The organism is Marinobacter nitratireducens, from assembly GCF_000708045.1.
In the GTDB taxonomy this organism is placed as follows: Bacteria; Pseudomonadota; Gammaproteobacteria; order Pseudomonadales; family Oleiphilaceae; genus Marinobacter; species Marinobacter nitratireducens.
Genome location: NZ_ANIE01000007.1, coordinates 1 through 22274, shown reverse-complemented (window position 1 = coordinate 22274; position 22274 = coordinate 1). Strand labels below are relative to the sequence as shown.

Below are 22274 nucleotides of genomic sequence, written 5' to 3'. Positions count from 1 at the left end.
AACTCCGCTTCTATTAAAAGTCGTCGGTGGACGTGAACAGGCCGACCCGGAGGTCCTTGGCGGTGTAGATTTCCTTGCCATCCACTTCCATGCGGGCATCAGCGATAGCCATGGTGAGCTTACGCTTGATCATCCGCTTGATATCCAGGTAATACGTAACCTTCTTGGCGGTTGGCAGTACCTGGCCAAAGAACTTCACTTCACCGGCACCCAGGGCGCGGCCTTTGCCCTCACCACCACTCCAGGCAAGGAAGAAGCCGACAAGCTGCCACATGGCATCAAGGCCCAGGCAGCCGGGCATAACAGGGTCGCCGTCAAAATGGACCTTGAAGAACCAGAGATCGGGATTGATGTCGAGCTCCGCGACCAGGCTGCCTTTGCCATATTCTCCGTCATCACCTGCGATGTGGGTGATTCGGTCGACCATCAGCATCTCGTCGATGGGCAGGCGCATATCGCCAGGGAAGAGTTCGCCATGACCACACTTGATCAGGTCTTCTTTTTCAAAATGATCCGGGTACATAGTGCCAGTGTCTCAGTTACAGAATGATTTCCTAATACTGTAGCTTGAATCTGACAGCGCACTATTGACCTTTAGTGGATACTTGTCGGCGTACGGTTGTGCGCATTGTCGGTTTGATGACCATCAAAGACCCCGGATGGGCAGAGTGTTAGGGTTGGCCTGTTCCCCTGAACAGACCGGTGGCCAGCCTGCCAGCGTGGGGCCAATTGGGGAATTGTGCAGCTCATGAGCCATGGCGTGTTGCCGGCCTTAAAGATGTATTTTTTGTGTCTGTTCAGGGGCTTTGTTTATCAGGAAAACAGGCGCGGTAGCCATAGGGGTAATCCGCCGGGAGACGGTACATGGGGAATGACGGCTCGATCATTGAGGGCGAAATCACAAAATACGACGAGCGGGTATCAGTCAAGCTTGAACGACGGATCGACCATGCTCCGGAGATGGTCTGGCGAATGCTGACGGATTCGGTGCACCTGGGGCAATGGCTGGCGCCGGGTTCAATGGAGCCCAGGAAGGGTGGCCGCATTCAATTGGATTTCGGCAACAGTGGTACGCCCATTGATTGCCATATCCGGGCCTGGGAGCCCAATCGCTTGCTGGCCTATTCCTGGAGCGCCGGTAACGATCCCGAGCGTCCGCTGACCTGGACGCTGACGCCAACGGGGCAGGGAACACTCCTGAGTTTGACGCTGTCGCTTCCGGACGATGACCTGGTTGCGATCTCCTGTGCCGGCTGGGATTCCCATTTGGAAATGTTGGTGGCGGCATTGGAGGGCATCAGTATTTCATTTCCGGCCGCACGTTTCCGGGAAGCCCGGGCCGTTTTTCAGCGACTGGCCGAGGAGCAAATGGCCGCCTGAACTCGATCGTTAAGTAAAAAAGGCAGGCTCTCTGGCCTGCCTTTTTTGTTGCCAGGCTTACCCGTTATGCCCGTCCGGCCTTGGTGATGCCAGGATACGGGTGTATCGGAACGTGAACATGCCAAACGCAAACAGCCAGAGCACGGTGCTGCTGCCAATGCCCGGGTGCCAGGGGATGACCTCAAGCGCGGTCAGTACCCTGACCAGAGCCGCAAGGTGAATGGCGACAAACGCGGCGATCATGCCCCGGGGCAACGCCAAAGGTCGGCCCGTGTGGCCCAGCGCCACGCGGGATATTACGCCAAGAATCAGACAGCTGATGGCGCCGGTGCCAGCAGCGTGACTCCAGGCATTTGTTGGCCAGCCGGCAAGCAGGCTGCCCGCAAGCAGGAAGAGGGCAATCGGGACCCAGAGTATGGACAGGTGCAGAATCCAGAGCAGCGGTTCGCTGCGCACCAGCCAGCCCTTCCAGCCCGCCAGTCGAACCACCATCAGCGCCCCGGAGGCCATCGCGATGATGCCGGTTGCAGTCTGGACACCGGTCATTAATGACGCCAGCAACAGGATCATGCTGAACAAGGCGGCCAGGTCCAGTTTTGGAATCATTCGGACGATCGACGCATCCCCGCCGCGTTGCTTCAGCCAGTTGGCGGTAAAGGCCGGGGTGATGCGCCCGCCGATGATGCTGATCAGGGCCATGGCCATGATGAGAGCCCCGTAACTGAACGTCATGTCGAGCTTGAGTAGAAAACCGATCTGCATGGCCCAGAGCAGGCCGAGCACCACCAGAATCAGGAGTTGGCGTTTCTGGCGCGCCTTTCGGATACGCCAGCCGGCGTCCAGCATGACCAGTGGCAGGAAGGCCAGGTTGACTCCGAAAACCAGCCACTCTGGCAGCGGGGCGCCAAAAGCCAGCAGCAGTCGACCGGCGAGCCAGATGCTCCAGAGCAAGACCAGCTGCAGCCCGTGCATCCTCTCGGTCTGGGTCCACACGCACACCGCCGTCAACAGGAATCCGGCAATCGCCGCACTCAGGAAGCCGAACAGCATTTCATGCTGGTGCCAAAGCAGGCCCGGTAGTGCCAGTGGCAGGTTGATCGTGCCGCTGACCTGGAGCACCCAGATTGGAATCACCACAAGCCCAAGCAGGCTCATGGACAGAAAGAAAATTCGGAAGGGATAGCTAAAAAGCTGGCTGATGCTGGCCGGTTGCTCGGCTGCGGATGTTGGGATTGCCTGCATGGTGGCCTCCGGTACAATACATATATTTGCAGTATATGTTATAGAAAAAGGCGCTTGTTTGACATACCCCCGAGCGGGTAGATCGGCGTACAATGGCAGTATCGTCTTGATTCACTTAGGAAAGATTTATGAGTGCCTACCTGATTCTGAAACACCTTCACATGACCGCAGCCTATCTGACGGTAACCCTGTTTGCTCTCAGATTGCTGCTGGATGCGGTGGGGCGGCCCGGATGGCGGCAGACACCGTTGCGCTGGATTCCCCATGCCAACGACACGGTCTTGCTGGTGGCGGCCATCAGCTTGTTGTTTGTGACCCCCTGGATGCCGTTTGTCCATGGTTGGCTGACAGCGAAGATATTCCTTCTGGTGGGCTACATCATTGCCGGCGTTTTTGCCTTGAAAACGACCGTCAAAACGCCGGTACGTGTTGCGGCTGCGGTCATTGCCCTGGTTCAGGTCACCGCCATTTTCCATCTGGCGATGACCAAGCCCGTATTCTCCTGAGCCTGTCGCGCAATCAGGGTTGCCGGTCCGTTATGTGCCGGGTCAGCTCCTGGAGTTGATCCTGCACGGCCTTGAGCTGGCGGGCAATCTCATCCCGTTCGTCATGGGCTTTCTGAGCCTGAGCTGCATTCTGTTCCTCGCCCATCACTTCCAGAATCGCGCCAATCATCATATTCAGGAAGACGAACGCGGTGAGGAATATGAACGTGAGGTAGTACAGCCAGCTGAGTGGGTATTGCTCCATGGTGGCATACATCACGTCGGTCCAGTCCTCGAAGGTCGCAACCCGGAACAGGGTGAGCATGGCAATTGCCACATCCCCCCACAGGTCTTCATCGACCTCTGAGAAAAACAATGCGCCCATGGCGGCATAGATGTAAAAGATGATGAACATCAGCAGGGCGATGTAGCCCATCCTCGGGATCGCTTTCAGCAGGGAGTTGATCAGGAAGCGCAACTCCGGCACCACCGATACCAATCGGAGTACCCGGAAGACTCTCAGGAGCCGGCCCAACAGCACGGCTTCGGAGTTGTCCAGCGGAATCAGGCTGCCGATGACCACCAGGGTGTCGAACAGGTTCCAGCCGTCGAGCAGGAATCGTTTCTTATCGGTGCAGGCCGCGAACCGGAACAGGATCTCAATCAGGAAGAACACGGTAATGGCGTTATCCAGTACCGTCAGAGTCTGCTCAACCAGCGGAGGCAGATCGTAGGTTTTGGCGCCGATGGTCAGTGCCGACAGGATAATGATGGCAATCACAATACCCTGAAACAATTTGCTGGTCTCGATTCGGCGCAGCTGATTGAAACCCGCAACGGGATTCATTTCCGGGGACATTCAGGTTCTCCAGATCGTGTTTGAACGTTGATATTTGGGGTGCTCAGGCCTCGGACAGGATGATCTGCCATTCCTCATTGCTGACCAGCCACTTTGCCAGGCCGGTTTCCATAGGTTAAGCAGACGTCAGGGCTGGATTATACGCGAAAAAAGCCCCCGTAAACGGGGGCAACAGAGGCGCAAGTTATTCCTTGCACGGAGGGAGGAAATCAGGGGTTCGGGGGAGGGTCCAATGGACCTTTCCGGTGGTGGCTCAACGGGAAAAACAGATGCGGCGAGGCCAGTTCGGGCAGGTCGGTACGTTCCTCATTCGCAGCCCACTCCACCCGTTCAGCCGTTCTGATGGCGTAGTGCATCCAGATCAGCGCCGCGGCAACAATCACGAACATGAGCATGAAGCAGCTTTGCCAGACCCCGGTGAGGTCGTTCAGAGCGCCGAAGGTCAGAGGCAGGATAAAGCCGCCAAGGCCGCCGATCATCCCTACCACGCCGCCAACGGCGCCGACGTGCAGTGGGTAGTAGACCGGTATGTGCTTGTAGACGGCGGCTTTACCCAGGGACATGAAGAAACCCAGGGTGAAAATCAGCGCCACGAACATGGGCAGGCTCATGTCCAGCGTGAAGCGGATGTCGCCCTCAATGCCGTGTATCACATAGTCCGTGGGCGGGTAGCTGAGCAGGAAGGTACACAGCACAGAGGCACCGAAGGTCCAGTACATGACTCGCCGGGCGCCGAAGCGATCAGACAGCCAGCCGCCGAGAACACGGAACAGCGATGCCGGAATGGTGTAGAGCGCAGCGATCATGCCCGCCGTTTTGATGTCCAGTTCGTAGACGCCAATCAGGAAGTGGGGCAGCCAGAGTGCAAGGGCCACAAAGGCGCCGAACACGAAGAAGTAGTACAACGCGAATCGCCACACCCGGAGTTCCTTTAGCGGCTCCATCTGTTCCATGAACGACTTTGCCCGCTCACCACCGCGCTCAGAAGCCAGCGGATCCTCTTTGGCGAGCAGGATGAACACAACGCCCATCACCGCCAGAACCGTTGCATATATCTGTGCGGTCTGCTCCCAGCCGAAGGCCACCAGCAGGAACGGGGCACCGAAGTTGGTGACCGCGGAACCGACATTACCCGCACCGAAGATACCCAGAGCCGTGCCTTGCCGTTTGGGCTCAAACCAGGCGGCGGTATAGGCCACCCCGACGATGAACGAGCCGCCGGCCAGGCCAACCCCGAGGGCGCCCACCAGCAGCATGGGATAGGTGGTGGCGAAGGTCAGCAGGTAGACACAGGCCGCGGTGGTCAGCATCAGGATGCCAAAGACCCATCGCCCACCATATCGGTCGGTCCAGATCCCCAGGAACAGGCGGCTGATAGAGCCCGTAAGGATAGGCGTGGCCATCAACAGACCCAGCTGGGTGTCGGACAGTGCCAGATCCTCGGCGATACGGATCCCGATGATGGAAAAAATGGTCCAGACAGCGAAGCAGAGGGTGAATGAGAACGTCGATAAACCCAGTGCGCGGTACTGCTGTGATTGTGTTGGAGTCGTGGTCATTACTGTCTCCATCCCAGCCATTAACGATGCTTTAACCATATCAAAACGAAGGGTTTTTCATGCGGGGCATTGGAGGTACCTCCTGTTGGAGGCCGTGGTGGTACAAAAGCGGCGGAAAATGCGTGGGTGGGGATAGCTACTTGATTTCTCTCGTGGGGTACGCGCTGCAAACGTTGATTTAGCTCAATTATTAGGCGCTGTGGAATGTGGGCTAATGGCTGACAGATATCAATACAGGCCCCGGTCACAGGGGCTGATACCAGTCCTGGGAGAAGCCCATGAAAATCATGATTGCCTATGACGGCTCACGGAATGCCAGGTTGGCGCTGGCGCAAACGATGACCATGTTCCGTGCCCTTGATCCCCTGATCGTGTTGGTCGCAGTGGCCGAAAACCCCCGCGACATTACCTCCGGAAATGAAGACCTGTTCCAGCAGGAAGTCGCAGAACTCAAGGAACACCTTGAGGAGGCGCTGGCGGTCTGCGTGAAGGAGGAAGTGGCTGCCGAAACCATGCTGCTCGATGGCGACGCCCGAAAGATGCTGCTTTATGCCGCCGAGAAAAAGATCCGTCCGGACATGCTGGTGATCGCACGCCACAGCCATGAGCCCGACGGCGGCTTTATCGCCCGCTCCCTGACTTATTTCGTGGACGAACTGGATTACATGACCTTCGGCAGTGTGAGTTCTTTTCTCGCCCGACGAATCCAGTGTCCGCTCCTGATATTGCCCAGCCGCTAAGCCGGCCCGCTACCTGTTCTGATTGACTGCCCAAGGAGGCTGACATGAAAGTCGCTGACGTGTTCCGATTCAGGAACGCCGAGATCAAGGCGTTACACCTGACCTGGATCGCATTTTTTATTACCTTCTACGTCTGGTTCAACATGGCCCCGCTTGCATCCAGCATGCTCAAGAGCGTGGACTGGCTGACGAAAGACGATATCCGCCTGTTTGCGATCTGCAACGTGGCGCTGACCATTCCTGCCCGCATCATCGTGGGTATGGCGCTGGATCGCTTCGGCCCGCGCCGGGTGTTTTCCGTATTGATGGTGCTAATGTCCATCCCGGCGCTGACCTTTGCCTTCGGCGATACCATGACGCAACTGTTGGTAAGCCGACTGGTACTGAGCTCCATCGGCGCCAGCTTCGTGGTTGGGATTCATATGACCGCGATGTGGTTCAAGCCCAAGGACATCGGCTTCGCGGAAGGCTTCTATGCCGGCTGGGGTAACTTCGGTTCAGCGGCGGCGGCCATTTCTCTGCCGACCATCGCACTGCACATGTACGGTGGTGAGGATGGCTGGCGTTGGGCCATTGCCCAGAGCGCCATTGTCATGGCGGCTTACGGTGTCTACTACTGGTTTGCCATCACCGATGGCCCTGCGGGAACGGTGCATCGTAAGCCGAGAAAGGCCGTTGCCCTGGAAGTCAGCACCTGGGGCGATATGATCAAGCTGATCCTGTGGACCATTCCTCTGGTCGGTGTGCTTGGCATCCTGGTGTGGCGGATCCAGAACATGGGATACCTCGGGGTGACCGGAGCCATCATTTGCTACGCCGTCATCGTCGCCATTGTTTGCTACCAGATTGTCCAGATCCTGCGGGTCAATGTGCCCATTCTGAAGAAGGGTGTGCCCGAGGACGACAAATACCCGTTCAACAGCGTGGCGGCTCTTAACAGCACCTACTTTGCGAACTTCGGCGCCGAGCTGGCCGTCGTTTCCATGCTGCCCATGTTCTTTGAAGAAACCTGGAGCCTGAGCGCCACGGCTGCAGGCCTGATTGCCGCGTCCTTTGCCTTCGTGAACCTGGTGGCTCGTCCAATGGGTGGGCTGGTCTCAGACCGCCTGGGCAATCGCCGGTTTGTGATGCTCAGCTACATGTTTGGCATCGCGGTTGGCTTTGCCCTGATGGGACTGATGAACTCCAACTGGCCGTTGATCATCGCGGTTGGTATCACCGTGTTCACCTCGTTCTTTGTGCAGGGTGCTGAGGGGGCGACCTTCGGGATCATACCCTCCATCAAGCGCCGCCTGACCGGCCAGATTTCCGGCATGGCGGGTGCCTACGGCAATGTCGGAGCGGTGGTTTACCTGACCATCTTCACCTTTGTGACTCCGACTCAGTTCTTCTACATCATCGCTGCGGGTGCCTTCATCAGCTGGGTTCTGTGTGTGATGTGGCTGAAGGAGCCTGAGTCCGGCTTTGCCGATGAGTACCAGGTGTCTTCGGTGGACCTTCAGATTGAAGAGGAAGAGCGTAGACGGGAGGCCGCCGCTATTAGCTGATCTTTCCCGCCTGACTGAGGCCCGCAGGGATTCTGTCCCTGCGGGCTTTTTTGTTGTTTCCTGACTTTGTGGAACAATCCGGTAACGGACATTGGTCTCACCGACAGCAGGGAATTGTGTATGCAGGTATCAAAAAAGGAAGGGAAGCTTCTGGTTCAGGCGCTCCGGGAGTGGGAGAGCTCCGGGTTGCTGGACAGCGGACAGGCGAATGAGCTTCGCGGCAGTCTGGACATCACATCGTTTGACTGGAAACGAGTCGCCAAGTACTCGTTCTGGATGGCCATCGCCTGCATCGTGATTTCCGTGTCGGCAGTGCTGGCGGACCGCTGGCTTCTGGAGTTGTTCGAGCGCATATTTGCGGCCCCGGCCTCCGTTAAATGTGCGGTCTTTGCGATCATTGCCGGGCTTTTATACGGGGCGGGCCTGAGACGCAGCCGTAAACACCCTGAGAAGTTATACAGCAATGAGGCCCTGTTTTTCCTGGGTGTGGTGGCAACGGCTGTTTCCGTCATGTTCCTCGGTGTGGCAATCGACACCGGTTCTGGCCATTTCTCCCTGCTTCTTCTACTGGCGGCGCTGATTTACGGGGCGCTTGGTCTCGGGTTTCCCTCCAAACTGGTCTGGATCTTCTCGTTGTTATCGCTTGGTAGTTGGTTCGGCGCAGAAACCGGCTACGCCTCCGGGTGGGGCGCCTATTATCTGGGTATGAACTACCCGTTGCGGTTTGTCCTGTTCGGGCTGGTGTTGCTTGCCGTCAGTGCGTTGTTCCATCGCTGGCCGGCGCGAGAGGATTTCCTGAAACCGACACGGGTCATGGGGCTGCTGTATCTGTTTATCGCCCTGTGGATCCTGTCCATTTTTGGCAATTACGGTGATGGTGAGGCCTGGTTCGAGGTCCGGCAGATTGAATTGCTGCACTGGTCCGTGCTCTTCGCCGTTGTCTCCATTGCCTGTATTTATCACGGTGTGCGACATGACGACGGCATGACTCGTGGATTCGGGCTGACCTTCCTGTTCATCAACCTCTACACGCGGTTTTTTGAGTACTTCTGGGACAATACCCACAAAGCCATTTTCTTTGCGTTGCTGGCCGCGAGCTTCTGGTACCTCGGTTCCCATGCTGAACGGATCTGGCGTCTGGAACTGGTCCGGAATTGGCGGCAGGACGATGGACAGTGAATGAGGGCGAAAAAAAGCGGCTCCGGAGAGCCGCGGTAAGGCATTTAATTGACGGGATTACGGGTTCTTGATGTAGGCATTCTTGCGCAGGTAGAACCACCAGTTCACCACCAGGCACACGGCGTAGAAGACCGCGAAGCCATACATGGCCAGCTCCGGTGTGCCCGCCTGGATCTGTTGGCCCATCACGCGGGGCGCGATGAAGGCACCGTAGGCGGCGACGGCAGAGGTCCAGCCCAGGACCGGGCCTTTCTGTTGCTGGTTGAAGATAAAGCCAATGCTACGGAAGGTCGAGCCGTTACCGATGCCTGAGGCGGCGAACAGAATAATGAACAGGATCAGGAACACAGCGAAGTAGCTGTTCGGGTCTGTTGAGTTGTAGGCCAGCATCATCACGTAGCCGGTAGCCACGGAGGCGACGACCATCACAACCGAGATGATCTGGGTAACGATGGAACCACCCATCTTGTCGGAAATCCAGCCGCCGACAGGACGAATCAGCGCACCCACAAACGGTCCCATCCAGGCCCAGGTCAGTGCGCTTGGAGCGTCCGGATTGACGACCCGGGTCACCGTACCGTCAGCGGCAACTTCCATCATGTTCCCGAAGATGACACTGATGGACAGTGGCAGTGCGGCAGAGAAGCCGATGAAGGAGCCGAAGGTCAGGATGTAAAGCACGGTCATGGACCAGGTGTGCTTGTTGTTGAAGATGGCGAACTGATTTTTGATGCTGGGTTTGATGTCGCCGGGAATCAGTCGCAGAAGGATAACGGTCAATACAATGGTCAGCGGCAGAGCCAGCCACATGTTCAGCAGGCCGAGTGCCCAGACGCCGGCGATTGATGTCAGCATGCCAACCGCGTAAAGGCCAAGAATCTTGCCGAAGGCAGCCATCGGGGTGCCGGGGTTCGGGGTGACCACCTTCAGGTTGTTCATGCCGAACCAGCCCGCAAACGCCAGCGGAATCAGGAACACCAGCCAGAGGAAACCGGCGTTCTGGATCCAGGTGTCTGTGCCGGCCTCAATGCGACCAATCAATGTTCCGCTCGGGCTCTGAAGCTGCATGGGGTCGCCGGCCAGAGCGCCGAAGATGCCGACGGTCATCGCCAGCGGAATCAACACCTGCATGGTGGTAACACCAAAGTTACCGAGCCCCGCATTCATACCGAGCCCGTATCCCTGCTTGCTCTTGGGGTAGAAGGCGCTGATGTTGCTCATTGAGCAGGCGAAGTTACCACCACCGATACCGGAGAGCAGTGCCAGGGCCTGGAACACGATGAATGGGGTGTCCGGATTCATCAGGGCAAGGCCGGTACCGGCCGCAGGAAGCATCAGAAGCGCCGTAGTCAGGAAGACGGTGTTGCGGCCGCCGGCGATCTTGATCATGAAGGAGGCCGGGATGCGCAGAGTCGCCCCGGAGAGCCCGGCAATGGCCGTCAGCGTGAACAGCTGTTCAATGCTGAAGGGGAAACCCAGGTTCTTCATTTGGGTGGTGATCATTCCCCACATCAGCCAGACGGCAAACCCCATGAGCAGGCTGGGGATTGATATCCAGAGGTTTCTGGTGGCTATGCTCTTGCCTTCCTGTTCCCAGAATTGTTGGTTTTCGACATCCCAATGCTCGATGTCGGCGTTGGTCTTTGGTTTGGCGCCGATCGGACTGGCGCCTGCGGTGCTGTTGGCCATGGTTCATGCTCCTCGTTTTGCACACCCGAAGCCTCGTTGCTCGTGGCTTGCTGGCTATGGGCTCATTGTGCAAATCAATGGGGCAGAGGATTCTTGAGAAAAATCAAAGACGGTAACTGCGAATTACTATCCAGCATTTTTGCGCCTGTAATGGCAGCAAAATCAGGTCGCTTATGCTTTTAAAATCAATTAATTATGACGGTGGTATGCCGTGAGTGGTAGGTAATTTTCGCGGCGGCGCGGAAGAGGTAGCCATTCATTTCCGTAGCAGGGCCGGCACCGAATTGGCCGGCCGCGAGAGTCTGGATTATGCCGTGTGAGGCAAAACTCCATAATAGATGGCGCTGAAATGACAGGCACTGCCGCCAATCACGAACAGATGCCATACCGCATGCATATAAGGGATGCGGTCTGCCAGGTAGAACGCAACGCCTGCGGTGTAGACAATACCTCCGGCGATGGTGAGGTTCAGTGCCGTTTCGCTGAGATTGGCGACCAGATCTGAGGACGCGAACGTAATCAGCCACCCCATGGCGATGTAGATGCCAACCCGGGCCAGCTTGAACCGGTTCTTGAAAATGACCTTGAGGACAACCCCGGTCAGTGCGAGGGACCAGATGATGGCAAACAGCGTCCAGCCCGTGGCGCCTCGCATGTTGACGAGCAGGAACGGCGTGTAGGTGCCGGCAATCAGCAGAAAGATTGCGCAATGGTCGAGAGTTTTGAAGAGCCTTTTCAGCCCGGGCTCGCGAGCGCCGTGATACAGGGCGGATGCCAGGTAGAGCAGAATCAGCGAAGCGCCAAAGATGCTAAAGCTGACAATTTTCCAGATATCTCCGGATTGGCTGGCGCCCGCGATCAGGGCAACGGTGCCGATCACGCTGAGCAAAGCACCAATTCCGTGGGTGGCGCTGTTCAGCCACTCCTCGATGCGGTGGTGGATGGTTTCCATAGTCTGTTGTGCGTGTGTCATTGCAGAAGTGTCCGTATTAGCCATAGGTCGTACGGTACTTCAGCGTACACGTGTACGCAAACAATCTTTTGTGAATTTTTTGCTAATGGGTGTTCCTAGCTAAACAGAAGCGAACATTCACGGAACCTCAAATTCCTGGTTCTTGTCGCCCTAAAAAGGGAAAAATTTACATTCAAGAACCCGGCAAACGATCAAACGGGCTGACAGTTCCAGCACGTCGATCGCCAATGATATGCGTGTAAATTTCCGTCGTTCGGATGTCGCTATGCCCGAGAATCTCCTGAACCGTCCGAATGTCACTTCCCGATCTCAATAGTTCGGTAGCAAAGGCATGGCGGAAGGTGTGCGCCGAGACCCGTTTGGTGATCCCACTCGCCAGAACGGCTTTCCTCAACTGCCGAGAGTACGATGAATGATGAAGATGGTGGCGGCAAACATAACCAGCGATGGGATGAAGGCATCTTGTTGAAGATGGGAACAGGTACTGCCAACCCAAGTCCCTCATGACCGGTCCATATTTTTTGTGAAGGGAAGCTGGCACGGACGTAAGTCCGAATCCCTCGGACAGATCGGATTCATGTACTGACCTCGCATGCGCGACCTGCCGCTCGAGGTTTTCTCTGAGGTTACCCGGAATCAGTGTGTAGCGATCTTTTCGGCCCTTGCCGTTGAACACGAGCAAGTTGCGGCTTTTAAGATCGATGTCCTTTATGCGAAGCGAGAGGGCTTCATTGATTCTCAAACCGCAGCCATAGAGTAGCGCAGTAATGAGCCAGTATTCGGCTGTCATGTTGCTGAGAATAGAAGCGACTTCGTCGGGGTTCAGAACGGTCGGCATGCGCCGCGGCGTTTTCGTCATCGTGTACTGGAGGTTTTCAATCTCCCGTTTCAGCACATGCTTGTAGACGAAAATGATCGCGCACAGCGCCTGATTCTGAGTACCCGGGCTGACTCCCCGATTGACGGCAAGGTGATTCAGAAAGCGTTCAATTTCCTGATTGCCCATCAACTCCGGGTGTTTCTTATCATTAAAGAGAATGAACTGACGGATCCAGTAGAGGTAGGATTTTTCGGTCCGGTAGCTGTATTGCTTCGTCCTGATCTCTGTACGAACAGATTGCAAAAACGGTGATTTCGACACAGTGGCCCTCCGTGGCTGAATGACTGTATATCCATACAGTTATAATGAAAAGCCCTCAAAAACGCCAAATTTTTTGCGGTTTAATTTGCATGGCTCTGCACACTTTTCACAGAGCACCTTTGTAGGTAGCTGTTTCAGAAAGGGAAAATTTTGGCCTTCTGTATTTAACTTGCAGAAACGTGCACGGATAAGCCGCGTGCACACTTTTCACGGGCGCAAAAATCCGAAAACGGCCAGCCACTAGCAGGTAAGGCTATGAAAAATCTATGCTATCAGGGGTGTGAAGCCGTTTTGGACACGCTGGTACGGATGCGGTTTACTACGAATGCAAACTAATAAGCTGTTATAGCAAGAGGAAGAAATGGAGCAGAATCGATTTTTCGTTATAGTTTCAAGGATTAATTCTTTATTAATTCTAATTGCTGCTGTAGGAGCAGTTATAGCTGTTTTCTCCCTTTCTATCATGAGTAACAGTTGGGGAAACAGAAATACTGTTGAAGTGGTAGACGAAGAGAATGGTGAAGAATCGCTAGAACTAAGACTTGGTAATCTTGATGAGATGACTGGTCATGAAGTTCAGACAGTTAACCTAACTTCGGATAAACCTTCAAGGGGCTTTAGTTCGGGTTACGGTGGATCAGATATTCGCAATGTACTTTTTCTGGCTGGGGAAAAGCTGGATGCGAAATGGTTGTATGAAAAGAATAGTTACCTCATAACGTGCTTTTGCAAGCTTCAAGCATCGAACAAGTATAATGGCGATGACCCGGTTTTGGCTGTTTATGTGTCCGTAGTTAAGGAGGATTCAAATGGTGATAAAGAATTATCTGATCGAGACGGCATTGTTCTAGCCCTTATGAATCCCGATGGATCAAACTATAAGGAAGTTAGTAGTGGTATCACCAAAGTAATGGACTCTACTGTGACTGATGGTGGAGAAAATGTTACTTTTTTGGTTCAGATAGATACGCGTGTTTTGGCGAGAAAATATTCCTTGAAGACGTTTTCTTTGGTCTCAGAAAGGGAAATATCTGAAATAAGTAAAAAGCTATAACAAGGCAGTGCACGGGAACCAACTACGCTCCACAAACATGTGCTTCGCTACGCTCAGTTTATCACATGTTTGTTCCACTCCGTTGGTCCCGTGACTGCAGCGTTATGAGTGAGAGAAAAGTGGACTTCGAATACTTCAAATATCCAGAGAGATTTGCTTTTTTAACTGACGATCAAGTGGCTTGCTCTATTTGTTGTGATGTTAAGGTATGTTTTGATGCTGGTGGTTATTCTGGAGTTAACCAAATTGATTGTATTTGCTCTGAATGTCTTAAGGCTGGGAAGCTGATCGACTTAGAAATCGAGCCTAACATGATATTTGATGATGGCTCTGAGGCGTCAAAGATCATTACTTACAAAACCCCAGGATTGCCTACTTGGCAAGATACTGCTTGGCCAACTATCAATGGTCTAAAGCCTGTATTTCAGTGCATAGCATCAAAGCAAGACTTTACAGGCAAAGAAGATTTTCTGGATTGTTTTATCGAAGGTGACCAAGCCAAAGAGGATGTTGAATGGATATGGGATACTCTTCCAGACAGAAAACTTAACAGCCTAAAAGAGGCGGGAGATATATCCGTCTATCTGTTCAGTCTGGACAACAGGAAATATTGGGTCTGGGATGCCTGCTAGACTCATAACAAGCCAAGGCAGTGGGACAAATTTTGCATCACTGCGCTCAAAACGCAAAATCTGCCCCTGCTTGGGGCGTTATGGGGGCTAATTCAGTGAAGGCAGCGAAGATTACATTCCTGTCGATGCTGTTCTTTTCAGGGATATTCTCCGTGAGTTCTCTCACGGTCTACTTTGGAGACTGGAACAGACTGACTTGGGCCGCTTGCTTTGGTCTGTTTATCGGCGCGGTAGCCGCACCAGAGTTTGATCGTAAGGCTTTCGCATATCCGGTTTTGCTTCAGTCTCTGGCAGGGGGTGTCGCTGGATATGCCCTTGGGGTAGTTCTGGTTTTATCCACGGTGCCTGCTTTTTTAACAATCGTAGCGGGACTGGTGCTAGGGGGTTCTGCTGGTTTCTGGGTAAAGCATGTCCAGGCACCGTAGACCCATAACAAGTAGGTGCACGCGACAAGCGCGTGACCAAGTCGTTAGGACGATAGACATGTCAACAATCGGCCAAACCTTAAACCAAATCCAAGCGCTCCAAGACGAAATAAAAGAAGCTGGGGCAGAAGATTGGTTTGCTCGTGAGTTGATGAATTTCACTACTGTCGTTTTCTTTCAGTTTCTGCCTCACTCAATTCTCGATGGAAAGAAAGAGCTTGTAGAGCCTTCCGGGAAAGTGGCTGAAAAATACTATGAGTTGGCGTCTCAGCCAGAGCTACTCTCGGAGTTCATTAGATTTAGTAATATGGGGCAGTTCTTGTGTATCTGGAATACGTATGAGAAATATCTCCGCCAAAAATACCGGAATCACTTTGGCCGCAATAAATTCAAAATAAAGGAACTATTTGACGACTTGATCGCAAGAGCGAAGCCGGCAGGTTTTGACGAACTCAAAGAAGAGTTTGAGGTAATGAGGAATACTAGGAATAGTCTTCACGAAGGCGGCGTGTTCAATCGAAACTTCGACTCGTGGTCAGGGAGTTTCTCAGGAGCGACATACAGCTTCTTGCCAGGGGAGCCAGTAACACCTTTGAGAGTGGCGGACGTGAGCCAAGTCATGTGGAAGCATTATCAGGCACTGGAGACCTCGCTCCCATGAGAAATGCGAGTGATAAGGGCCGAGGAGGTCCTAACCAATCAGGCCAGCGGACGCGTGTGACGCGCCGCTGCCTTTGGCGTTAAATGGGGAGGAGCATGAAGCTCGTTTTACTTCCAGGCATGGATGGCACCGGGTTGCTTTTTGAGCCGCTACTACCAGAGCTGAGTGATCTGGGTATCGAGATTATATCCCTGCCGGATCAAGGGCCTCAGGACTATGCAGCTTTGGCGGCTTGCATCGCACCTCGCCTAGAAGGCATTGAATGTGTATTGGTGGCCGAGTCATTTTCAGGTGGCATCGTCGGATCTCTCTTAAACGATCACCGGCTTCATATTAGGCATGTTGTGTTTGTGGCGTCATTCCTTGTCAGCCCTTCGCGTGTCCTGTCCCGCCTGGCTTCATTCTTGCCCATACGGGCTCTGGCGTTCCTGCCAATTCTTTCGCCTCTCATAATAAGATTTTTCTTGCTTGGGCGCGGCGCGAATGGCGAACTTCTAGCAACGTTCCGTAGGTCTCTGGCGCTGGTCTCATCTCGTACTTTAAGGGCGCGACTGCGTCAGATTTCTAAATTACGCTCAACCGGCCAGTCATTTCATGTCGGCGCCACATACATCCGTCCGTTAAACGACTTTCTTGTGGGTGACCAAATCGGCGAGTTTAGGCAAGCTTATCCAGATATTGACGTGGTTGAGCTGGCTGGCCCGCATTTTATTCTACAAGCCGAGCCCAAAGTCTGCGCCCGGCTTATCCGCGACGCTGTGGGCCATTTAACAAGCACAGGCAGCGGGACGCCTTCGGCGCCCCTGCTATGAACGTTAAGGCCCTATGATTATCCGAGAGCAGATCGAAGACAAGTTTGGCGGTAAGGCTTTCGAAAGACCTCTTTTCTACAGGTATGAAGGAGGCCTTCGGTTTGAGCTGTCGGGAGATGGAAACTACCTAAATCAGTTCCTCACAGCCCACCAAAAGGCAATGGAAGTCTGCCAGCAGGTTTTTCGTACATGTGAAGATATAACCATTTGCGTGAGGATTTTTGGTGGTAATAAGCTACTGTCTAGGCTTTCAACTTTGAGGGAGTTAAGAGAGGCTGGCTTACTTCCAGAAACTAATAAAGAGCATTGGACTCAGTTCGATGAAGAGTGGCGCGGCGATGAGGATTACGCTGATTCGTTATGGCACTACATAGCCTTCAAGGCGTCAAAAGAATATCTAATCAATGCCTTGTGGTGCGCGCTTGCCTCCGACTTCGGCTTTATCAAGCCTAACCCAATGGCGGCGGTGTACTTATTCAACCTGACTCAAGATGTCATGGTTTTCCCATACGACGACCGAGGAATGGATGTCGTTGGTCCAAATCAGCATTTTCTAAAAGAGCTATACGATGCCTTTGGCGATTATCTACTCGAATACGATAGGGAAGCTATGGATGCCAGTTTCCTTCAAAAGCCTTAACCAATGCGTCAACGGGACCATTTTTTCGCTGTCGCTCCAAACCGGCCCGTTACGCCGGCGTTAAATTTAATATGAGTGTAGATCCGTTTCTCGATCAAACATTGACCCATATGGAGAAGACGTTGGAGGGCCTAGCACAGCGAGTGCCCCAACCGGAAAAGGTTCCGTATAACGACGGATTTGTCTTTCGACATGTCGAGAAAACGGTTCACCAGGCACTTGTGCAGAAATTGGCAAGGTTAGTTAGCAGTCTACACGCTGCTAGGCTTTTATGGGCATACGGCTTTGTTCAAGAGCAAGCTGCGATGCAGCGCATGCTAGATGAACTACAGGAAGATATTCAATTTTTGGCCTTTGGGGTGATTTTCGAGGACTGGACCGCTCTTCATGATTCCTACCTTTCCTCATTTTTTGAGGAAGAGTTTGATTCAGATTCAGCAATGTCCTCTTCACAGAAAAGGCCAATGATACCTCGTAAGAAGATTCGTTCTTGGATTGCTTCTGTAGAAGGAGTGCAAGACCCTAGTACAGGCCGAGAGGCAACTCGAACTCTCAGTAAAGCATACTCAGGTTATGTTCATGCGGCATCTCCTCACATCATGGAGATGTTCGGTGGAAACCCGCCGCGATTCCATATGAGAGGGATGGCGGGATCCCCCAAGCATGCTGAACACCATGCTGATTTATGGAACTACTTTTATCGCGGAATTCTCGCCTTTGCGTTTGCCGTCAAAGCATTCGGTGACCATGAAATGTTCAACTCGATCAAAGGCTTTGCTGATGAGTTTTTGAAAGACTCCGGGAACGATTATTTGTCCAAAGAGTGGGATAAAATTTAACAAGTCACGGAAGGCGGACGCGTGAGACGCGCCGCTTCGTTCAGCGTTAGTGATCGAGGTTTTACAGGAGCTCGGGATGAGCCGCTATGTTCTGTCAAGAAAAGCAACCCAAAAGACTTCGAATTCACTGAAGCCTCTTTTTTCATTTGTTTTTATAGTGTTGATACTGCTTTTGATGTTTATCAGGTCTGGCTCATCAGATTTGGGTGAATATTCAAACTGGCAGACAATGGTTGTAGATGGAAAAAGAAGGACGCCGCAAGGTTCTTTCTACATTGATGTTGATGGCAATGATTACCCTATCGCTCTTCAAAATTCAAATGCGAGAAAGTTTTGGCACCAAGTGGATTATTTTGATGAAGTTCAGGTACGTCTAACAGAGGGCAGAAGAATAGCCGCGCTCAGGTACAGAGAAGAAAAAATATATGGTATCGATGAGTTTGAGGAAGCCGCGAAGCGGACGTATTCAGCCTTGACCGACAAGATGATTCAGGTCTCGGTTATTTACGCAATAATAATGATTTTTTTGATAGTCAAAGAGCGCAGGTAGGTGTTTATAGCGTTTAAGCTGCCGGAATAATCGGTGCAATGGGTAAAACCTACTTAAAGCCTACCACTAACCAGTGCAGGCACGGCGACGCCCACTACATTGCGCCTTCGGCTTCATTCCGTGGGCGCACATGCTGCAAGCGTTATATGCAAGTGAAAGAATGACAGACGAACAGTACATAGAAATCATCAGGAAAAAATATCAGAAGCGAAAGCTAAGTGGATCTATAGGTCTGCTTGTCGTGTTTGCGGTGGCAGTCTGGAGCTATTTTGAATTTGTTGAAATGAGTCGAGAAGTTACGGGTTTGACCAGTGTGGAGGTCTTCCTGACGGAGGGTGAACCAGTTTCGGAAGTGGGGATCTCCGGTGTAGAAACGTTGGTCCGCCTTGCCCACTCGTCAGGCATAGAGAAGGGCATGTTTTTGGGTCTGTTGCCGGTTTTTATTGGTCTTTTTGCAGTTTTCTTTCTGATCCAGATTTTTGGTGCGCGTAAAGATCGCTTACTTCTGGAGTACTACGATAAAGCTGCATCTAACCAGTAGCGCAAGCGGACCGGTTTTCCGGTGCGGTTGCGCCTCCAAACCGGCCGCTTCGCATAGCGTTAAGTGTCACTAGGAGCAAATATGTCTGACAAGGAAGGTTTGGTTTCTCTCACACGAAGCTTCTTTTCTAAACACTGGGGTAGTGAGGCACCTTTACCCCAATGGGATTTTTCCTGGGAATGGCGTGGTCCTGTACCAAATTATCTGGTCGGTGGAGTTTATGCGCTGTTAAAGGGTGATGAGGTTCTTTACGTTGGCTTAGGCAACAGCCGTGGTGGAGGCATTTATCAGGATCGCGGCATCAGCCGTCGACTGATGGCGCACGTGATCAAGGCAGCACCTTCCGGTTCCAGTAAGGACAGTATCCTCCGTGAACGGTGGGAAGCGGTGGGAGTCACTAGAGTGGCCACTCTGGGATTTACGAAGGAACTAAACTACCTCGCTCCTGCGTTGGAGGATTTCCTGATCGGCAAACTAAATCCACCAGAGAATAGTGTTAAACGACAAAATACTTAACCAACCGCGTAAGGCGGACGTCCCTGACGGGCCGCCGCTTCGCTTGGCGTTATGTTCCAGGAGAAATGTTGTGCTAGGGAAGTTGTTTGGAAGAAAAAAGGAAGAGCCTCTCAAAGAAAATGAGGTGCGTGTGGTCCTCCCTGAGGAGTCCTACACGCTGATGGAATGGAAAGAGGACAGCTTGCCGTGTATTGGGATGCTCAATTCTGCACTCATTGACTTCGAGCACAAGCAGATTTTCGGGTGGCACCTCTCGGTGATCATCGACTTTGAGGAAACGATCGATAATGGAATGCCCTCGGAGGAAGAAAGAGAAATTGTTGATCCGTTCTGTGACAAATTAGACGAAGAAATCAAAGCAGGTGGAAACGCTTTGTTCCTTGTCAGAGAAACTTGGAACAAAACTCGACGCATAGTCTGGAGAGTTTACGACCCAGAAATTGCCCACCAACACCTTCAATACTTAGCTGATCACCATCGGCATCCTCGACCTTTTGATTGGCGGATGGAACAGGACCTTGAGTGGGGCCAAGCGGAATGGTACTTCAAGCAACTGAGAACATAACAAGTGGCTGTTGTCGGACGCACCTCCGCTGGCGCTCCGGCACGCCGCAAAGCCAAGCGTTATGCGTCATAAGAGATGAATCATGTTAAAGGTTCTGTTTGTGAGCTCAGCGATTGCTTTTATCGGCGGCGCCCTTCTAATTTTTATCGGTCTCGGCTTTTTCTTATTCCGCCGCACTCAATCAACAAAACTATTTGCCAATCGCCCTGAATTCATCGCTCTGCTTACATCAATTTTTTTAGCTGTAGCGGGTTTCACCGCGCTACTTGTTGCTCCAGTGTACCAAGGCACGGAGACACGGACTCAAGTATCAATAGAGCCTGCCACGGGGGTCACTTTCGGCGAGTCAACAACTGAAAAAACAAGAAAATCGTTTGTAGAGGTCAACGGCATTGAAGTTTTACCTCTTTTTATCGCCCCGGTATTTATCGCTCTACTACCCATGCTATTTTTTAAGCTTGGAATCCGCCCCGTTGTCGAAGGCATCTGCGCATTGCTGCTTGGTGGACAAGCAGCTATAGGGATGACAGGTTACGGCACCTTTTTCGGACCAAGTGGGTTAGTAATGGTAATAGCTGGCATCTTGGCGCTGAGATCAAACAATGCCACATAACCAGGCCAGTCACGGCGACGTCTACTACATTGCGGCTTCGCCTCCATTTCGTAGCCGCGCATGCTGGCGGCGTTAGTGATCGAGGTTTTTGAGGAGCTCGGGATGAGCCGCTATGTTCTGTCAAAAAAAGCAAGCCAAAAGACTTCTAACTCACTGAAGCCTCTTTTTTCATTTGTTTTTATAGTGTTGATACTGCTTTTGATGTTTATCAGGTCTGGCTCAGAAGATCGGGGTGAATATTCAAACTGGCAGACAATGGTTGTAGATGGGAAAAGAAGGACGCCGCAAGGCTCTTTCTATATTGATAGTGATGGCACTGATTACCCTATCGCTCTTCCCAATTCGAATGCGAGAACGTTTTGGTACCGAGTGGATTATTTTGATGAAGTTCAGGTACGTTTAACAGAGGGCAGAAGAATAGCCGCGCTCAGGTTTAGAGAAGAAAAAATATATGGTATCGACGAGTTCGAGGAAGCCGCGGAGCGGACGTATTCAACCTTGACCGACAAGATGATTCAGGTCTCGGTTATTTACGCAATAATAATGATTTTTTTGATAGCTAAAGAGCGCAGGTAGGTGTTTATAGGGTTTAAGTTGCCGGAATAATCTGTGCCATGGGTAAAACTTTTTTACAGCCTACCACTAACCAGTGCAGGCACGGCGACGCCCACTACATTGCGCCTTCGGCTACATTCCGTGGGCGCGCATGCTGCAAGCGTTAAAACGAAAACACAGGAGGTCACATGCAACGGATCGCATCGCACATTACTCTGTGGGTTAATCTGCTCTTTCTATCTCTGATCCCCAGCATTGCCCTTGCCGAAAACTCGGCCCCTGAAGACTATCTCACTAATAAACCGCTGGTATTGGAGGTTCGGTACTGTGAGTGCCTGGCCACCAAAACCGATGGCGCACCTTCCGACCTACTACCAAGTTTTCTCAGAGAGTCCAGTCTCTTAAAGGTTAGTGTGTCGAGCAAGGATAGTGGCTTTGCTTCTTCAAGCGAGTTTTCCATAGGTTACGAACTCAAGCCAGTTGCAGGCTCGCCGGACCAATTTCAATTCAACTATGCTGGCAATCACACTACGAGTAAGGGGAACAGTGCTGGCAACGGCGAGTTGCTGTTGGTTCAGGGTCAGTGGGTCAATCTTTTCGGCTCACAGCATGAGACCGAAACTGGATCGCAACACAGCAACGTTGCGGTGCGGGTGGCTAAGCCCGGTGGTTCCTGATGCCAGGTTTTAACAAGTCAATTAAGTTCGTTCCAGGCCTAAAGGCCGTCCACCGGACGTCCCTGTCGGGCCGCCGCTTATTTCAGCGTTAGGAGCACTTGGATGTCACCAGTAACGTACAGCGATGGGGTCACCCCGGTGAGGGTTGGTGATGCTGTCACAGTTACGGTAAAAGCTTGGTGGATTTTCCCCAGCAAGAAGAATGGCCAGGTAACCTATGTTCACGATCCCAAGGAAAAGGTTCGCCCCCACGTGAACGACGTCGGAGTGGAAGTTTCTCTCTCTAAAGAAAGCTCCCTTTTCTTCTCACTCGTCAACGGGCGGTTGCCCTCAGCGGTAGCAAAGCGTGGTACATCCTAACAAGTGACTGTGGTGTCAATTCCATAAATTAAGCCATTTC

The 22274-nt window shown here is 52.7% G+C and carries 26 protein-coding genes; 19 read left to right on the top strand and 7 right to left on the bottom strand.

The window, feature by feature from the left end; genetic code table 11:
* Positions 1-13: 13 nt before the first annotated feature.
* A complete protein-coding gene (gene fabA / locus D777_RS11255; RefSeq protein ID WP_036132164.1) occupies positions 14-523 on the bottom strand; it encodes a bifunctional 3-hydroxydecanoyl-ACP dehydratase/trans-2-decenoyl-ACP isomerase in 510 nt (169 codons plus the stop codon).
* A gap of 341 nt (positions 524-864) precedes the next feature.
* On the opposite strand from fabA, the gene D777_RS11250 reads away from it, so the two are divergent.
* Complete coding sequence (locus D777_RS11250) at positions 865-1380, top strand: SRPBCC family protein (protein WP_036132162.1); 516 nt, start codon at positions 865-867, stop codon at positions 1378-1380.
* 57 nt (positions 1381-1437) lie between these two features.
* Here the strand turns inward: D777_RS11250 and D777_RS11245 are convergent, their stop codons facing one another.
* Positions 1438-2622 carry an NnrS family protein gene (locus D777_RS11245; RefSeq protein WP_036132160.1) on the bottom strand — a complete coding sequence of 395 codons (1185 nt, stop codon included), beginning with the start codon at positions 2620-2622 and terminating at the stop codon, positions 1438-1440.
* A 128-nt stretch (positions 2623-2750) separates the two neighbouring features.
* On the opposite strand from D777_RS11245, the gene D777_RS11240 reads away from it, so the two are divergent.
* A complete protein-coding gene (locus D777_RS11240) occupies positions 2751-3128 on the top strand; it encodes a SirB2 family protein (RefSeq protein ID WP_036132158.1) in 378 nt (125 codons plus the stop codon).
* A gap of 13 nt (positions 3129-3141) precedes the next feature.
* Here the strand turns inward: D777_RS11240 and D777_RS11235 are convergent, their stop codons facing one another.
* Both D777_RS11235 and D777_RS11230 read right to left on the bottom strand, forming a co-directional pair.
* Positions 3142-3966, bottom strand: coding sequence for an ion transporter (locus tag D777_RS11235; protein WP_036132155.1), 825 nt, complete (start codon positions 3964-3966; stop codon positions 3142-3144).
* A gap of 209 nt (positions 3967-4175) precedes the next feature.
* A complete protein-coding gene (locus D777_RS11230) occupies positions 4176-5525 on the bottom strand; it encodes an MFS transporter (protein WP_036132151.1) in 1350 nt (449 codons plus the stop codon).
* Positions 5526-5803: 278 nt separating this feature from the next.
* On the opposite strand from D777_RS11230, the gene D777_RS11225 reads away from it, so the two are divergent.
* The 3 genes from D777_RS11225 to D777_RS11215 all read left to right on the top strand — a co-directional run bounded on the left by D777_RS11225 (position 5804) and on the right by D777_RS11215 (position 8991).
* Complete coding sequence (locus tag D777_RS11225) at positions 5804-6265, top strand: universal stress protein (RefSeq protein WP_036132148.1); 462 nt, start codon at positions 5804-5806, stop codon at positions 6263-6265.
* Between the two features lie 44 nt (positions 6266-6309).
* Complete coding sequence (locus D777_RS11220) at positions 6310-7812, top strand: MFS transporter (protein WP_036132146.1); 1503 nt, start codon at positions 6310-6312, stop codon at positions 7810-7812.
* A 120-nt stretch (positions 7813-7932) separates the two neighbouring features.
* Positions 7933-8991: a hypothetical protein gene (locus tag D777_RS11215; RefSeq protein ID WP_036132144.1), complete on the top strand. Its 1059-nt coding sequence runs from the start codon at positions 7933-7935 to the stop codon at positions 8989-8991.
* Positions 8992-9048: 57 nt separating this feature from the next.
* Here D777_RS11215 and D777_RS11210 read toward each other — a convergent pair whose 3' ends face one another.
* From D777_RS11210 to D777_RS11200, 3 genes are all read right to left on the bottom strand, one after another.
* Positions 9049-10680, bottom strand: a complete 1632-nt coding sequence (locus D777_RS11210) for an MFS transporter (RefSeq protein WP_051669073.1) — start codon at positions 10678-10680, stop codon at positions 9049-9051.
* A 307-nt stretch (positions 10681-10987) separates the two neighbouring features.
* Complete coding sequence (trhA, locus tag D777_RS11205; RefSeq protein ID WP_036132142.1) at positions 10988-11653, bottom strand: PAQR family membrane homeostasis protein TrhA; 666 nt, start codon at positions 11651-11653, stop codon at positions 10988-10990.
* Between the two features lie 172 nt (positions 11654-11825).
* On the bottom strand, positions 11826-12794 hold the full coding sequence (locus D777_RS11200) for an integron integrase (protein ID WP_036132140.1): 969 nt from the start codon (positions 12792-12794) through the stop codon (positions 11826-11828).
* Positions 12795-13155: 361 nt separating this feature from the next.
* Between D777_RS11200 and D777_RS11195 the strand changes: the two genes are divergently transcribed.
* The 14 genes from D777_RS11195 to D777_RS11125 all read left to right on the top strand — a co-directional run bounded on the left by D777_RS11195 (position 13156) and on the right by D777_RS11125 (position 22234).
* Complete coding sequence (locus tag D777_RS11195) at positions 13156-13848, top strand: hypothetical protein (RefSeq protein WP_036132137.1); 693 nt, start codon at positions 13156-13158, stop codon at positions 13846-13848.
* Positions 13849-13952: 104 nt separating this feature from the next.
* Positions 13953-14480 carry a CbrC family protein gene (locus D777_RS11190; RefSeq protein WP_036132135.1) on the top strand — a complete coding sequence of 176 codons (528 nt, stop codon included), beginning with the start codon at positions 13953-13955 and terminating at the stop codon, positions 14478-14480.
* A gap of 483 nt (positions 14481-14963) precedes the next feature.
* Complete coding sequence (locus tag D777_RS11180; RefSeq protein ID WP_036132129.1) at positions 14964-15566, top strand: hypothetical protein; 603 nt, start codon at positions 14964-14966, stop codon at positions 15564-15566.
* A 95-nt stretch (positions 15567-15661) separates the two neighbouring features.
* The gene (locus D777_RS11175; RefSeq protein ID WP_036132126.1) at positions 15662-16378 is read left to right on the top strand and encodes an alpha/beta fold hydrolase; all 717 of its coding nucleotides are present in this window, start codon (positions 15662-15664) and stop codon (positions 16376-16378) included.
* Between the two features lie 13 nt (positions 16379-16391).
* Positions 16392-17018: a DUF3885 domain-containing protein gene (locus D777_RS17680; protein WP_036132124.1), complete on the top strand. Its 627-nt coding sequence runs from the start codon at positions 16392-16394 to the stop codon at positions 17016-17018.
* Between the two features lie 71 nt (positions 17019-17089).
* A complete protein-coding gene (locus D777_RS11165; RefSeq protein WP_201443367.1) occupies positions 17090-17857 on the top strand; it encodes a hypothetical protein in 768 nt (255 codons plus the stop codon).
* 76 nt (positions 17858-17933) lie between these two features.
* Positions 17934-18407 carry a hypothetical protein gene (locus D777_RS11160; protein WP_036132121.1) on the top strand — a complete coding sequence of 158 codons (474 nt, stop codon included), beginning with the start codon at positions 17934-17936 and terminating at the stop codon, positions 18405-18407.
* A 160-nt stretch (positions 18408-18567) separates the two neighbouring features.
* Positions 18568-18948 carry a hypothetical protein gene (locus D777_RS11155; RefSeq protein WP_036132118.1) on the top strand — a complete coding sequence of 127 codons (381 nt, stop codon included), beginning with the start codon at positions 18568-18570 and terminating at the stop codon, positions 18946-18948.
* An 81-nt stretch (positions 18949-19029) separates the two neighbouring features.
* A complete protein-coding gene (locus tag D777_RS11150; RefSeq protein ID WP_051669072.1) occupies positions 19030-19464 on the top strand; it encodes a hypothetical protein in 435 nt (144 codons plus the stop codon).
* Positions 19465-19534: 70 nt separating this feature from the next.
* Positions 19535-20029 carry a DUF695 domain-containing protein gene (locus D777_RS11145; RefSeq protein WP_036132115.1) on the top strand — a complete coding sequence of 165 codons (495 nt, stop codon included), beginning with the start codon at positions 19535-19537 and terminating at the stop codon, positions 20027-20029.
* 82 nt (positions 20030-20111) lie between these two features.
* On the top strand, positions 20112-20642 hold the full coding sequence (locus tag D777_RS11140; RefSeq protein ID WP_036132112.1) for a hypothetical protein: 531 nt from the start codon (positions 20112-20114) through the stop codon (positions 20640-20642).
* 102 nt (positions 20643-20744) lie between these two features.
* On the top strand, positions 20745-21218 hold the full coding sequence (locus tag D777_RS11135; protein WP_150112641.1) for a hypothetical protein: 474 nt from the start codon (positions 20745-20747) through the stop codon (positions 21216-21218).
* A 167-nt stretch (positions 21219-21385) separates the two neighbouring features.
* Positions 21386-21874 (top strand): hypothetical protein, encoded by a 489-nt coding sequence (locus tag D777_RS11130; RefSeq protein WP_036132106.1) that lies wholly within the window; start codon positions 21386-21388, stop codon positions 21872-21874.
* 102 nt (positions 21875-21976) lie between these two features.
* Complete coding sequence (locus D777_RS11125) at positions 21977-22234, top strand: hypothetical protein (protein ID WP_036132104.1); 258 nt, start codon at positions 21977-21979, stop codon at positions 22232-22234.
* Positions 22235-22274 lie beyond the last annotated feature (40 nt).